The 14034-nt window shown below is 57.8% G+C and carries 16 protein-coding genes; 12 read left to right on the top strand and 4 right to left on the bottom strand.

Annotated elements, in window-relative coordinates:
• Positions 1 to 36: 36 nt before the first annotated feature.
• The gene (locus NKG98_RS04225; RefSeq protein WP_254768419.1) at positions 37 to 576 is read right to left on the bottom strand and encodes a TATA-box-binding protein; all 540 of its coding nucleotides are present in this window, start codon (positions 574 to 576) and stop codon (positions 37 to 39) included.
• A gap of 480 nt (positions 577 to 1056) precedes the next feature.
• Between NKG98_RS04225 and NKG98_RS04220 the strand changes: the two genes are divergently transcribed.
• The 6 genes from NKG98_RS04220 (at position 1057) to NKG98_RS04195 (ending at position 6105) form a co-directional block, all read left to right on the top strand.
• On the top strand, positions 1057 to 1590 hold the full coding sequence (locus tag NKG98_RS04220) for a DUF8112 family protein (protein ID WP_254768418.1): 534 nt from the start codon (positions 1057 to 1059) through the stop codon (positions 1588 to 1590).
• Entirely contained in the window at positions 1587 to 2543 is a 957-nt protein-coding gene (locus NKG98_RS04215) for a hypothetical protein (RefSeq protein ID WP_254768417.1), read from the top strand. Before NKG98_RS04220 ends, NKG98_RS04215 begins: the two co-directional genes overlap by 4 nt.
• 101 nt (positions 2544 to 2644) lie before the next feature.
• The gene (locus tag NKG98_RS04210) at positions 2645 to 3415 is read left to right on the top strand and encodes a DUF8168 family protein (RefSeq protein ID WP_254769419.1); all 771 of its coding nucleotides are present in this window, start codon (positions 2645 to 2647) and stop codon (positions 3413 to 3415) included.
• Between the two features lie 303 nt (positions 3416 to 3718).
• Positions 3719 to 4690 carry a hypothetical protein gene (locus tag NKG98_RS04205; protein ID WP_254768416.1) on the top strand — a complete coding sequence of 324 codons (972 nt, stop codon included), beginning with the start codon at positions 3719 to 3721 and terminating at the stop codon, positions 4688 to 4690.
• Positions 4690 to 5355 carry a 3'-5' exonuclease family protein gene (locus NKG98_RS04200; RefSeq protein ID WP_254768415.1) on the top strand — a complete coding sequence of 222 codons (666 nt, stop codon included), beginning with the start codon at positions 4690 to 4692 and terminating at the stop codon, positions 5353 to 5355. The genes NKG98_RS04205 and NKG98_RS04200 overlap by 1 nt, the downstream gene beginning before the upstream one ends.
• Positions 5356 to 5382: 27 nt before the next feature.
• On the top strand, positions 5383 to 6105 hold the full coding sequence (locus NKG98_RS04195) for a hypothetical protein (RefSeq protein WP_254768414.1): 723 nt from the start codon (positions 5383 to 5385) through the stop codon (positions 6103 to 6105).
• 137 nt (positions 6106 to 6242) lie between these two features.
• On the opposite strand, the gene NKG98_RS04190 is transcribed toward NKG98_RS04195, so the two are convergent.
• Positions 6243 to 6566, bottom strand: coding sequence for a hypothetical protein (locus tag NKG98_RS04190; protein ID WP_254768413.1), 324 nt, complete (start codon positions 6564 to 6566; stop codon positions 6243 to 6245).
• 57 nt (positions 6567 to 6623) lie between these two features.
• Complete coding sequence (locus NKG98_RS04185; protein WP_254768412.1) at positions 6624 to 7256, bottom strand: hypothetical protein; 633 nt, start codon at positions 7254 to 7256, stop codon at positions 6624 to 6626.
• A 303-nt stretch (positions 7257 to 7559) separates the two neighbouring features.
• On the opposite strand from NKG98_RS04185, the gene NKG98_RS04180 reads away from it, so the two are divergent.
• The 6 genes from NKG98_RS04180 (at position 7560) to NKG98_RS04155 (ending at position 12663) form a co-directional block, all read left to right on the top strand.
• Positions 7560 to 8654 (top strand): hypothetical protein, encoded by a 1095-nt coding sequence (locus tag NKG98_RS04180; protein ID WP_254768411.1) that lies wholly within the window; start codon positions 7560 to 7562, stop codon positions 8652 to 8654.
• A gap of 65 nt (positions 8655 to 8719) precedes the next feature.
• A complete protein-coding gene (locus NKG98_RS04175; RefSeq protein ID WP_254768410.1) occupies positions 8720 to 9487 on the top strand; it encodes a CBS domain-containing protein in 768 nt (255 codons plus the stop codon).
• 156 nt (positions 9488 to 9643) lie between these two features.
• On the top strand, positions 9644 to 10000 hold the full coding sequence (locus NKG98_RS04170) for a DUF8165 family protein (protein WP_425504381.1): 357 nt from the start codon (positions 9644 to 9646) through the stop codon (positions 9998 to 10000).
• 57 nt (positions 10001 to 10057) lie between these two features.
• Positions 10058 to 10327: a DUF8110 family protein gene (locus NKG98_RS04165; RefSeq protein ID WP_254768408.1), complete on the top strand. Its 270-nt coding sequence runs from the start codon at positions 10058 to 10060 to the stop codon at positions 10325 to 10327.
• A 43-nt stretch (positions 10328 to 10370) separates the two neighbouring features.
• Entirely contained in the window at positions 10371 to 11276 is a 906-nt protein-coding gene (locus tag NKG98_RS04160; RefSeq protein WP_254768407.1) for an ADP-ribosylglycohydrolase family protein, read from the top strand.
• Positions 11277 to 11367: 91 nt separating this feature from the next.
• A complete protein-coding gene (locus tag NKG98_RS04155; RefSeq protein ID WP_254768406.1) occupies positions 11368 to 12663 on the top strand; it encodes a PD-(D/E)XK nuclease family protein in 1296 nt (431 codons plus the stop codon).
• A gap of 46 nt (positions 12664 to 12709) precedes the next feature.
• Here NKG98_RS04155 and NKG98_RS04150 read toward each other — a convergent pair whose 3' ends face one another.
• A complete protein-coding gene (locus tag NKG98_RS04150; RefSeq protein WP_254768405.1) occupies positions 12710 to 13753 on the bottom strand; it encodes an HNH endonuclease in 1044 nt (347 codons plus the stop codon).
• Positions 13754 to 14034 lie beyond the last annotated feature (281 nt).

Below are 14034 nucleotides of genomic sequence, written 5' to 3'. Positions count from 1 at the left end.
GAGAAGCATCCCATATGCGAACGCGAGTTACCCGATTCAAACAAACTCCGTCAAATCGTCCTTCAGGTCGGTGAATATCTGTTCTGCCGCATCTGTACTCCGACACCCGGTAATCACGACGCGGCCGGTAGCAAAGAGCAGAACTACCCCGTCGTATCCTTCAGGACGGTAAATGAGGCCTGGGAATTGTTCGGGTTCGTACTCCGTCCGTTCCAGTCCCAATCCGATAGCGAGTGCATTAAGATTCAGAGTCTGGCCGAGGTCTTCAGTACAGACGTAGTTTTGAACGGAGAACCACTCGTCAGTCGCATTTCCAGTGACGTCCATATCGGACAGGAACTTCAGGAACTGTTCCCGAAGGTCGAACAGCTCCTCCTCAGAAGTTGGTCCAGTAATGATGTATTTGCCAGTCCTGTATACAGTGATCAGCGGGCCATCTTCCTCGAATCGAAGATACATGCCAGGATACTTATCAGGGTCATATCGAGCCCGAGGTTGACCGATTTCGTCAGAGAGTGTTTCAAGATCAATCTCAAGATGGAGCGAGCCCGAACCGACCATATTCACGACTTTCACAATTGGTCACCCCACCGTGAGCTCGAAGGAGAATCGGAGTTATCCATCTTCAGAAGAATCTAGTTCCCATAGCTTAGCGTTCCCAACCTTTCGAGAAGTGAGTTTTCCTTCTTCCTCCAATTCAGTGAGTTTAGCGTGAGCAGTTCTGTAGGCACAATCAACTTCGTCGGCTACTTCCTGAGTACCCGCTGATCCCCCTAATGATTCTAAGGCAGAGAGAAATTGCTCCCGAGTATACCGCTCGGTGTATTTCCCCGTCTCCTCATCTCGATCTTTGGGCATTACTCCATCCATTGCATCTACCTGTAGAAGGGGTTTAATCTCTTGCACCCAATGCATCCTAATGCAATGGTAACGCTTTTACCAATGCGTGCTAATGCATTGGATAAGGAAGCCCGGCCCAACGGGAGATCCAGCGTAGAGGATACCCGCGTGGTGGAGCACGCGGGCGGGGCTTCCTGGTAATCCGAGGTAACCCCAATGGAGGATTCAATTCCAGACCGACAAGAAGGCACGGATCGAGATTTCACTGAAGAAATAAACCAACTGGAAAAAATTTCGCTCGGGGAAGGGGTCGCGACGTGTCAAGTGTGCGGCTCGCCTCTTCGTGAGGGTGAATCGGTTGTTGTGTACGTGTTTCGTCCAGCCGGAGAGGTGATGTTTCAGGTCGGTTACGTGGTGTGCAGTGGTGAAGCGCACGAGCTTCCCGAGGAGTATACGCTGGGTGTGCGTGAACTGGTGGTTGAGGGTCGTGTTGGATGGTGCAGCGATGGCGCGACGCAGTCGTCGTGGCCGGTGTTGCTCTCGCCGGAAGTTGTGGCGGTAAGTGCGGCGGCGACGAAGTCCGTCCGTCTGGTCCCAGATGGTGGTTCGGTTGCAAACGTCGCGTCTGATGTTGAGGCACAGGAAACGCCTGAATCGCCTGCGAAGGTGTCTTTGGGTGAGGCGCAACGTCGTGCGGGTCGACCAGATGGCGGCGTGGTTCGCGGGTTGTTCTGGGGTGGTGAGCGATGACGTCGAGCGAGTCGGCGCTCGTGGATTCGCATCTCGATGTCGAGTTGGACCTGCCGCGGTCGGTGGAGGAGATGTTGCTACCGCACGTGTACGTGGGGCTCGAAATTGATCTGCTCTCCCCAGGAGACGGAATCGTCACGGATCGGCATCATGCGTCGGCGGATCGGTACGAGGCGGACGATCCGATGAATCAGATTGAAGGACAAATCAGCCCGTTCACGCTGTCTGGGTGGCTGCGGCACGGCTGTGAGCAGGTGCTCCAGATTGCTGGGACGACGGCGTGTCATCCGGGTGAACCGGACGCTGATTACATGCGTGCGAACGTGTACGAGCGCGACCTCGATTCGGGTTACCACGAGAAGGGTTCGTGTCTCGACGAACACGACGATGGGTGTGTGATCTACGACCTGTTTGGTGGGTTCGGTGATAAGCCGGGGACGTTGCTGCGTCGCCCGGTGTCGTTTTCACCAATCCGGAGACAGGTGGATGTCCTGGACGGAGAGGCGGAGGCACACTTCCGACAAATCTCGAACCAGGTACGGTCGCGGAACAAGGAGGACGGTGGCCAGCCGCTCCGGCAAGCGGACCGGGATGTCCTCGGGAACGTCGAGGGGACGTGGAAGCTGACGCTCCGAGAGTTGAAGCCGGAGTTCGTCGGCCTACTGTTAGAAGCGGTGTCGTTCCTCGACGCGCATAGTGATCAGTTCGAGTTCCAGGTCGGTGGCGCTCGGAACTTCGGTGCTGGCATCGCTGACGTCTGGGTGATTAACCCGCTGTACAGTGAGCAGGAGGTCCGCCGTGTGTTCAACAGGGCACAGGCGGTGACGCAGGCGATGGAGGAGAAGGATGAGATGTGGGCGGCTGAGTGTCGTCCGGCGTTCGTGCGGGCGTTGCAGGCGCGTGTGGCGGCGCGTGATGGGGACGTTGCGGTGCCGGGAGGTGGGTCGGCGTGACGGATCCTGGTGACTCGGGTGAGGAGTCGTTGCAGCCGCCGTCGGAGTCGATCCGCCCGTTCGTGTCGAAGCAGAAGTCGGGTGACTCGGGTGTGGATCCGATGGTCGCGGTGTACAGGCACGATATCCACAAGGCGCGGATGCGTGGTCACGAGCACGCTGAAGACTCGTTCCGGGGGATGCGGGTGAACGAGCAGGTGCCGTTGGGTGCGGATCGGGATGCGGCGTTACTCAGCCGGCCGCGCGGAGAACCAGAACAGACGCTGGATGCGCACGAGTCGTGGTTTCGGGTGTCGCTGCTGACCGGAAAGGTGGCGTCGACGGTGGAGCCGGTCGGTGATGTCGGCGGGTCGTTAACCGAACTGATCAGCGTGGAGGATGCCGAGGCGTTGCATTCGGCGTGGCTGGATTCGGTGGTGACGTCGTTGTTCAGTGAGTCTCCGTACTATCCGTACACGTCGTTGAAGTACCACACGCTGCTGGCAGCTGCCCTGCTGGATAATTACCGGTCGGGGTTCGAGTTCGATGAGTTGTTCCTTGCGGTCAGCGAGCGTGACGGGACTACTGGGCCAGCGGTCGTGCCGCATCGCACGGTGCTGGTAACGTCGGGGTTCGCGGTGCACGTGACTGGTGAGCCGGGTGATCGTCCGGCGGCGCGGCTTGGTGGCGCGCCGGCGCGGTCGTTTGCTGACGTGTGGGCGCGGTTGCCGGCGGTCCCGTTCGATGTGGATAGGGCGCGTCGGTGGCGGGTGCTCGATGCGCAACTACGACGGGTCCGGTCGTGGTCGGCGGCGCTCCAGTTCATCGAAGAGTACGTCGCGGCGTTGGATCCAGTGGCTGCTGGTACGGGAGGTGATGGGCGTGATGCGTGACGTGTGTACCGTGTTCGATGACGAGAGCCGGTCTCGCGCCCGTGGCACTGGAAACGAGGCGTGTGAGGACACTGGAAATGGGGTGTGTGTCGAGTCGCGGCGAGTGGTGAAAGACACTGGAAACAGGGTGTGGGGGGTCCGGACACGCACCGGTCGAGATCGTCGTGCCCCGGTTCGATGGTTCGCTAGCTACAGCCGCTGTCCCGGTCGTGACGCTGGAAAGAGCGTGTGTGTCCCGTGGGGTGTCGTCGAAGTTGTGTCGCGTCGTATCAGTGTGTGGACTGGAAACACGGGGGGTTGTGCATGACGCGGCTCCAGCAGGTGTTGTTCGAGCTGGATGGGCAGTATCTCGGGCATCCGTACTTCGTGACGGGGAACGCGTTGTTCAACGCTGTTGCGCGGCAGGTCGATGCTGAGACGCGTCGGTCGCTGCACGTGAGTCACGGCGTGTTCCTACCGGGCGAGTACGGAGAGTACCCAGAGCAACACTCCAAAGACGGGTACGCAGGCAAACTCGGGCAGTCGCTGCCTGACGTTACCTCGTACGAGGATTTATTCGTGTTCCGTGACCCGGCGCAACGATGGTTACTGTCGTCACGGTCGCGGGACGCGCACAACGCTTACGATCTGCAACGGCACGGTGATCGGGTGTCGTTCGATGGGACGTGCTGGTTTGGGCGACCGGCCGGGCAACGGAATCGGCGGCGCTCAGTGTCGTGGTACGTTCACTGCTACCTGCACGGAGGCCGGGGCGATGACGAGGTTGTGCCGGTCGCTGAGGATGTGCTCGACGGGCTGCAGGTCGGCGGCGCGCGGAACTACGGGTTCGGTGAACTGTCGCTAGTCGACACGCAACTCGTGGACTTGGAGTCGCTGGACTACTCGCGGTTGGAAGCAGCGCAGTCGAGCGCGGAGTCGTGCCGGATCGAGTTGGTGTCTCCGTACGTGATGGATTCGGAGCATCCGAGTGGCGATTCGCAGAGCGTGCCGTGGTGGTGGCGTGTCGATACAGGGGAGACGAATGCCCCGTCATCGACTGGGCTGCGTCGTCGGGAGACGCGGCTCGTGGATGGTGATGAGACGTACGCGGTAAAGACGGTGGATCACGGACAGGTCGTCCGGTATGCTGGTGATGACCCGGTGGAGACGGCGAAGAACGGCGTGCTGCGTGTGGGGACGCATTCTCGCCTCGGGTTCGGTGAGTTCCGTGTTCGCCCGGCGGGTGAGGATCGGGTTCCGGAGCGCGGAGTTGCCGCGGCAGGAGGTGAGTCGTAGTGGTGCTGGAGCAAGTGGCGTTCGACATCGAGACGACCGGATTCGACGTCGAGGACGAAGTGACGGTGGTCGGGTTCGGGTTGTCGATGAGGGTGCGCGTGTTCGTGCAGACGGGCGGTCGGCCGCCCGGTGACGTGACGAGTGAGGTGGAGGCAGCGACGGATGCGGTGGTGAACGTGTCGACGCACGCGTCTGAGGAAGGGTTGCTCGTGGCCGTGTCTGGGTTCGTTGCGGATCGGCTCTGCGGGTCGGACGTGCTCCTGGTCGCGTATAATGGGGAGCGGTGGCGCGGCGGGTTCGACGTGCCGTTCCTCCGGACGCGGTACGCACGGCTCGGGGTGGCGTGGCCGTTCGCTGATGTGGCGTACGCGGATGTGATGTCGGTCGTCGCCGACCGGTTCAACACGACCGTTGACGGCGAGGAGCATCGAGACCTGGCCGGAGTGTACGAGGTGCTGTGTGATGGCGAGTACGGTGCTGTGGATCCGTTCGATGGGAGTGAGGCGGCTGTGGCGGCGTTCGAGAACGGGTGGTTCGCAGAGCTCACCTTGCACAACGTGGCGGACGTGCTGCGGACGCAGGCGCTTGGCCGGGTCGCTGAACGGTACTGTAGCAAGTCGGATTTCGGCGTGAAGTCGTTGACACCAACGAGGGCAGGCGAATGAGCTGGGTGTTGACGGGGTGGGTTGTGGATGCGTGAGTTTGAGATCTGGGGGTGTCCGGACCGGTTGCGGTCGGCGGGCAGTGAGTCGCCGGAGCATTTGTGGGGGAAGGTGGCGTTGGACCGGCGGAAACGTGAGAAGCGAGACCCGTGGTTCCCGGGGGAGTATCGGTTTGAGCGGACGGTCGCGGATCGGGTGCCGGATTGCATGATTCTCGGTGAAGGGGTGAATCGGTGGATTGAGTTCGTGGCGGGGTCGGAGCAACCGTACCGGGAGAAGACGCGGGAGGCACTCCGGTTAGGGTTCGTGATGTACTGGGTGTTCCACACGGATCACGACGATCAGCGACGGGCAGCCCGACAGGCGCTCGAACCTGAGTTAGCGGAGCCGTTCGAACTCGGCGTGTACGACCCGTGGGGAGACGTGTTGGAACTGGGGACGCCAATCACGTACAAGAATTACGAGTTTCCCGTAGAAAGCATGGCTGAGTTCCGTCCGAAGCTGATCTTGGGGTATCGAGCGGGTGCGGCTCACATCGGTCGGCTCGCCGACGGGTTGGATCTCGGGATGTTCGAGATCGCCGGGTGTCAACGCCGCCTCGTCACGAACGGCTACGGGTCCCATTTCCGCGCCATTGCGCCAAATCAGCAGGTGGAGGAAGCACCGTGGGGGTGGCCGACCCGAGACGGGTTGAAACGGCTCGTGGAGGCCGGGCGAGTTCGACGACTCGGACCAGTCGGGAGCGACGACTGATCAGATTCGCGGCCTGCTGCCCTTTGGCCCAAATCCACAGGTTTCTCTTTTCACCGTTCGGCCCTATTGAAACCCTCAGCGTCAGAACTCGGCCATGCTCGGACAGTCCAGAAATTGAATTCAGGGATTGTTGTGGTTCAGTCCGTGTTTTGATACAGCCTGAAGCCGCTGACAGCGCACCCGAGGAAGGCAATTCCTTCCCAGACTAGAATCTCGATTAGTCCGGTGGTGACAGCTCGTCGCACAGAGGTAATCCCCCAGAGAGCGGTAGTTCGGCGTAGACTTATCGCTCCAACTGTTTTGATGGCTTCTACCGGTGAGACGCCGAGGAGTGCTGATCCGGCGAGAGTGAGTACTACGAGAAGACCGAGTTGCTGGCGGCCGAACTGGAAGAAGTTCCCGACGGCACTACTGAGATAGGTATTGATGACGTATCGGATCGACCCGAACACACCCACCATTTCTTACCTGGTCTTTTTCAGATAGATTCTCATAAACTTTCTCACGAATCCAGGATTCTATTGGCTGCCGATTCCTCGCTTACGTGCGATCCAGAGGATCAATGATTCAGGTGGGTACTGAATTCGGAGGCGAATCCTGCGAATGAGTCCAGCATCTGACTCCTCCTTAACCTCGTCGAGTACGGACCGATACTGTGATCGTCCAATCTTGGAGATAGCAAAGAGTTCGGCCAGTGTCTCATCGATCCAGCAAACGGCTGCGAACGGAAGCATGGCGGCGACGGTGATCCCAATCCCTGCGACCAGATACGCGGGTACCATAACTGTGGAAGGTGCGAACTGGAAGGCTGCAACGAGGGTTCGTGGTAAGGCTATTATCCCGGCGAGAAGGAGCAGGCCGAACGTGAGGTAGAATATCCAGAACAGGGTCCTTCCGATGAATCCCATCTGGTCGTGACCGACCTCGTGGAGGAATACGTAGTCGACCACGTCTTCTGAGAAATCCTCCTTGGCTTGCTCGTTCAGTAATAGTGTGCCAAAGGGAGAGTAGTCACCCATCCGTTTGCTCTCGTCGTGGAACCAGTACACAGTCCGTGAAATCCCGCGGGCAGAGTATTCTCCGGTATCTGTGACTCCTCCCCGATTCTGTGCGTAAAGTTGAGTTAGCCCGGACTGCATCTTTCCGAACATGGCCACGTGGCACCGTCTTTGCCGGCATATATGAGTAACTGACATTTAAGCGGAGGGATGGTAGGGGTGATCGGAATCCTGAACCATTTGTCTATGGAAGCAGACCACCGTTGGCATAGCAGTATTTAGAGGGGTGACCTACTTGCGCGCTCCATTCAGCACGACTGCTGGAACCGATCATCAATTAAGAGTTTCACCCACTCGTTTTCGCAGGTGGTCTCGTACAGGAGTTCCTGGTGGGCATTGGGGGAGTCGGCCGCGGGAGAACTAGGGGTATATGACACATCACGACAAGGTGGCCGTATGGCGGTTTTGAAGGAATATGCTGATTCGAATGAGAGGGACGGGTATTACGTTCATGCACGGGTGTCTGGTCGGAGCCATCCGATTCCGCTGCAGGCACCGGAGGTCACGGAGGAGATCTACCGGCAAATCGGGTACAAACCAACGAGGAAAGGTCCGAGCGGTGGGGTTCAAGTCCCGAAAGACCTGACGTGGACGCTGTACGACGTCGGACTGCACTGGACGGAGAAATCCGGGCCGCAGGGAGACCCGTCAGACCTCGATCCTGATGACCTCCGTGATGCAGCAGGCCCCGGGTTGACAGAGGGAGATATTGCTGAGATCTTGGATTTCACCCAGGACTACCGAGGGCAGTACCAGTCCCGGGTCAAGAATCTCCGCGAGAAATTCACCGATGAGTCTGGTGACGAGTCCAGCGGGACCACACCGCCTTCGATCACGAGCCTGTTGGAGGAACTGTCGGACAAGCCCAGCTTCAGCGACGACGTAGAGGAACGATTGGATGCGTGGGAACCCGAGAGCATCAAAGACGACGACTACGACCCAGACGAAGATGGTGGACTGTTTGATCTGCACTACACGACCCGGTCTGAGTATCGAGAGTCTCTTTCCCTTGTCCCCGACCTACAGACTCGTCTGCAGGAATACGACGACCACCCATGGGAGGTAGCAGAGGTGAAGGCTGCGAGTGGGGACACGAGCGATGATAGCAACGGGTTACGCGTCTCGTTCCACACGACCGGAACACCAGAGCTGAATGAGTGGCGTATCGCAGATTACCGGGGAACTGGGGACGGGCGCGAGTTCACGATCTCTACCGGGATTGGGAGTCGAAGCTACGAGTTCGAGATTGAGGAGAACTTCGTCAGCGATTTCGACATGACGATCACGTACGAGTCGGTCGGGAAATTCGATATTCCGCCTGAGGACTTCTGGGGGTATGAGGTTGAGGAGCAGAATCCGAACGAGATGATGCATGCCTTGATCGCTGATTTCCACCATCTCATCACGGTTATTGAGGAGTTCTTCGACGGGCTCACGTCGTTTGAATTGGAGTCGATGAATCCGTCGGACTATTCGGTCTACCTTCCCTGACCCCCGCCGTGTGAGATTGGGGTGGCTGCATAAGGTAATTAGTTCTACACTGGGTTGGCGTAGATATGCAGTTCTTCACGGCGGACGATGTCTTGTCTCATAGTACAGCCGCGTCGCCGGATGAGCCAGTGACGGTCGATATCGACGATTCGATTCAGACTGCGTTGGAGATGATGCTGGACAACGATTTTGACCAGCTCCCGGTGGAGAGCGAGTACGGGGTCGAGGGCGTTGTGACGTACAAGTCGATTGCGAGGTACGTGAAATCGATGGAGGATGTGAGTGTCGAGGAAACTTCGGTGAAGATTGCGTTGAATACGTCACCGAAGTTTGTCAATCCTGACCACGATATTTTCGAGTTGTTCAAGACATTTGCTGAGGATGATTTTGTCCTCATTGGTGATTCGGATGGGCTTGAAGGGATTCTGACGCGGTATGATATCCTGTATTTCCTTGAAGTTCAAGTCGATCCGTTTCTGAAGATTGGTGAGATTGAGGAAAGCCTTCGGCATATCTTCCGGGAGTCGGTCGATGATTTAGACCAATGCATGGAGGAAGCGTTCGCTCCCCGTGCTGAGAATGACGACCGATACGATCCCCCTGAGCGGCTCGATGATTTCTCGTTCGACGAGTATCGCCTGTTCATGACGAGGAACCTGGAGCAGCTTCCATCTCGGTTAACGCAGGAACGCTCAATGGTGGAAGATCTACTTGAGGATATTCGGGAGACTCGAAACGCGCTATTCCATTTCCGTGCGGAAGCCGATGAAGTTGATCGGGATCAGTTGGACATCGCTCATTCGTACTTCACCGGTATCGCCAACACAGTCTAGCGACTGCCCGATAGACGTCCGTAGGGTTCGTGGCCGCTGCCTCTCTGTGATTGACAGTTCGTGGGACCACGGTAAGCGATTGAGGGCTGAGGCCTGTTGCCGTACAGCATTCCACCACAAGTATAATACTCTGTAGGAATATATTCTTCAATAGTTATGCTCAATGGGCATTTTCGGTCGGCGGGGGCGAGTATTGAGCACGGGGATGCGAGCGTGCTGTTCCCCGTTGAGGAGCTTGATGCGACGGTGTTCCAGCGTCGAGATGCGGAACTCGCGCTTGCCGACGCTGAGGGGGAGAACGTCATCGTCATCGCCCCGACGAGCTTGGCGAGCAGTTACTTCCTCACCCAGCACACCCTCACCGCGATCCCCATCGACGAGCTCGCACCCGGAGTTCGGTCTACGCTCGCCGATGCGCTCGACACCCCGATTGAGGCGTTTGACCTCATCCAGATCGGTAAGTGGGTCACCGATAGTCTCGACCATTCACTCGCCGAATACACGGACACGTGACCGGCAGTATGGACGACGAATCGGAGACGAACACCGCGGCACGACCACCCGCTTACAATGACTGACTCGCTTACGGACGACTACCCGGAGGCTGCCCCGTACATCCAGCAAGCGGTTGAGGAGCACGGCGAAGAGTGGGTGCTGGAACACTACTACGAGCAACTGTACCCACTCGGGCGAGTGATGGCGATGCCCGACAAGGACGAACTCCCGTTCTACGACCCTGATGAACACGACACGATGACAGAGGACGAGAAAGTCGAGATGTATCAAGCGTGGGCGGCTTACCGAGAGAACCTCCGCACCGGCACAAAACCCGACGAGTGACTGCCGCCCTACATTTTTCTCAGCGGTAGTCGTTGAGTGAGGTATGGATTCGGACCGAGCCCGTGGGATTCTTCTGGGGTTGGCGTGTGGGGATGCGCTTGGCCGACCGGTGGAGTTCAAGTCTGCATCGAAAATCAGCGCTGAACACGGGCGGTTCGACGAGATGATTGGGCACGGCACATGGAACCAGCCCGCTGGGACAATCACTGACGATACCGAACAGGCACTGTGTATCGCTCGTAGTCTCGTCGAACAACAAACGTTCGATCCGGCGGATGTCGCTGATCAGTTCGTTGCGTGGTACGACACTGGCCCGTTCGACATTGGAGGGATGACAAGGCGGGCGCTCACCCGGCTCAAACGCGGTGACGAGTGGGACGAGGCCGGTCAGCAGGTCTGGGAGCAAAGTCCGGAAGGCCAGAACGCGGGGAACGGGAGCGTGATGCGGTGCGCGCCGCTCGCTATCCCGTACGCGACGGACTGGCAACGACTCGCCGAAGTGAGCCGGCAGTCCTCGCAGATCACACACGCTGATCCGCGGTGCACGTACGGGTGTGCAGTTCTGAATCTTACCATAGCCGGCCTGCTCGACAGCGTAGCTACGCCGTTGGAAGACGCTCTCGACTACGTCGGTTCCGACGCACCTGACGAACTCGTAGCAGCGCTCGAACCACTCGCCCGCGGTGAGTCACCCCGCACGTTAGAGACGTCAGGGTACGTCATCCATTCGCTGCAAACAGCACTCCACGATGGATTATTCGCCGAGAGTGCTGAGGAGGCGATTGTGACCGCGGTCAACCGTGGCGGCGACACCGATACGATTGGCGCGGTAGCGGGCGCAGTCGCCGGTGCACGGTTCGGAGCATCAACACTTCCTGACCGGTGGCTTGCTGCTCTCGATGCGGCCGAGGAACTCGAATCACTGGCAGAGCAACTCATGTTGGAGTGATACCGGCGCGGAAAGAACGCTCATATCAGCGTCAGTCAATTTCCGAACCCCGCTATGCAGTTTTATTAATGGTCTGTTCAATGAAGTTCGCATGGTGGATGTGGAGTCTCGGGACGTAGACAAAACCGTATCAGATCTTCGGGATTTCGCTCAACGGGTGGAAGCGCTTACTGAGCGTGGAGACATTCGCCGTCCTTGGCCAACACTTCGTATCCTCGGACGACGGAATAGAGAACGGTACTGGCAGGCGTATCTTGCGTATTTCCTTGACCCATCCAAACCTCATGGCTTCCGAGGAGCTGTTTTAGAAGAAGTTCTAGAGATAGTATCAGAGGAAACGGGCTTTACGCGAAATCTGTTGCATCCCGACTGGGATCTTGTCGAAATAGAAACTGAAGCTAGTGGCGACGAAGGTCGGCCAGACATCCTCATCTACCAGCCCGAGAGATGGTTCATCTGTTTTGAATTGAAAGTCAACGCGAGCTACGACCCTGGACAGCTGAGAAGGTATATTGAAGCCTCCGAATTCAGCAACTTGGATGTAACAGAGTATGACCCTGAACGACGATTCTACATCTATATTGATACTGAGAAACCAACAGGATTCCCGCCAGATGCCGATGCCGACCACGAGTTTGCGATGGTTACTTGGAACGAGATCGCTAGAGCGATAGACACGGTAACGGCCCCTCCAAACGGTCACTATCCCATTCGAAGCATTGAGCAGTTGAGAGACTATCGTGAGCTAATTTCATACAAGACAAACATGGATCAGGACGACAGAACCTATCGGAAATTGAAAGATGAGTACATTGAACATCGAGACGAAATCCGCGCTGCTAACGAGGCGGGCAAGGAGTTTGTCGCTCGGAACTTAGCCCACGAATGGGTTAGTACCATATCCACTGGCGATTACCAACCGGACTTCTGGGATGAAAACTGGGCAATTCACTATAGAGAAAACCGTGATTCTCCGGGTTGGGGACAAATATATCGCAGAGACTGGAAGCAGAACGACGACCTAGATATCGATGTCCATTTCGAGCACAAACCACGTTGGGAACATTTTCAAAAGGGCGTACTAGTTCTCAACCTCGAAATCGAAGGAGGGAGTGACGCAAACGACTCGATTAAATCATGTTGGAATGAAAACAAGGGCGTTATCCAGAGTCGGACACCGGAGACTATGGAGATCGGTTCGCCCAGCCGTCGGAACAAATACATGCTGAAGTCAAAAGACGGCGCTTATGAATACACACCCGGCGATCCAGACGCGTACTTCGAAGCTCTCCAGGAGGCACTTGAAGATAACAAGCCAGTGGCTGATATTGTGGATCAGATCATCACTGCACTTCCGTTTGAGGAACCACCGGACCTCCAATTCTGAGAAACTAATTCAATTGCTCGCTGATGCGGTCTATTTCTATGTTCGTCTATAGCCACGAGAGCCCGGTGTTGAGTTCTTCGAGGAATGTCGGTCGTACTTGCGCGTCAGGCGGGAATGCGAGTTGCTCGCCATCTCGGTTGACGATGGTTTCTTGGAGGAACGGGTGGGCGGGGTCGAAGGATGGGCTGGTTCGGATGCGGTGGTCGCTGTCGATAGTGAACAGGGCGGCGTCGAACGCGCGGTGGTGGAGCGAGTTCAAGACGAGGACGTTTTCTGGGTGCTCGGCCAGGTCGGGGTGTTGACTTCGTGGGAGGATGTGTGCTAGGTCCAGGAGGTCTGCTTCTCGTATGCCGGTCATGGTGCAGGCGTGGCCGTAGCGGTCGAAGGCGTTGTCACGGAAGGCGTCGCTCACGATGGTTTCGGCGGTTTCGTAGCGTCGGATCCGACCGCTTTGGTCGAGGGTTTCACCGGTCGGCCATTGCGCGACGTTCCCGGTTTCGACCCAACGTGTCCAGACGTCTGGGGCGTGGTTGTCATCGTTCAGTTGGGCGCGGTCGTGCAGCCATGTGACGGGGACGGACTGGGTGTTGAGGATCGAGAAGTGGAAGAGGTAGTTCGGGATCTGCGTGCCGGTGTCGTCTTGATAGGAGCGGACTTCGAAGTGGTCCGGGATGCAAAGCCCGCAGAATTCGACGACGCCGGATTCGGGTTTCCGGAACACGAGGACTGGCGGGACCTCCTCGCGTTGACCAGCTGCGGCCCGGTCGAATGCCGTCTTGATTTTCTGGTTCTTGCTGGAGTCGTCGTACGGGTTGTCGGCTTTGGCGTCGCCCCAGTAACTGATGTAGCCGGCGTTGACGGCGAGCGTGTCTTCCCACGGATCGTCGTGTTGGGAGATGCCGCTGTCGTTCGAGACGAGGACGAGCGCTGCGGGCGTCTCAGATCGACTGGCGCTGAGATCTCGGATGCCGCCGGTGTTTTTGATGCCCGCTTCGAGTGGGCCGCGAATCCAGCGCAGGAACTGGTCGGCAGAGTTGCGATAACTCCCGGTGTCGCGGTACTGCTCGCCGACGCGGAACCTGCGCTGCATGCTAGCAGGGTCGTTGCGTCCGCTGTGTAATAACAGTGCCCGGTATCGACGATGTATACTGAGCGTTCTCTCCGCCGGGTATCTGCTGTGTCAGTAATCCTTCTGAGTGGCACTAGAGATGTCTCTCTGCGACAAATGGGCGTTGCTGTTGGGGTGGGTGTCCGCATACTTGATGGAGCGGTTGGGGAGCGATTCGTCGGTTTCGGCTTCACCGGTCCGCGCGGTCCAGGTGTTTATGCCTCGTGGCAAAGTGGTGTTCTGCGATGTGACGGCGTCACTTT

This window comes from Salinilacihabitans rarus, assembly GCF_024296665.1.
In the GTDB taxonomy this organism is placed as follows: domain Archaea; phylum Halobacteriota; class Halobacteria; order Halobacteriales; family Natrialbaceae; genus Salinilacihabitans; species Salinilacihabitans rarus.
Note: the sequence above shows the minus strand (reverse complement) of the source record. Positions and strands in the feature narration are given on the sequence as shown.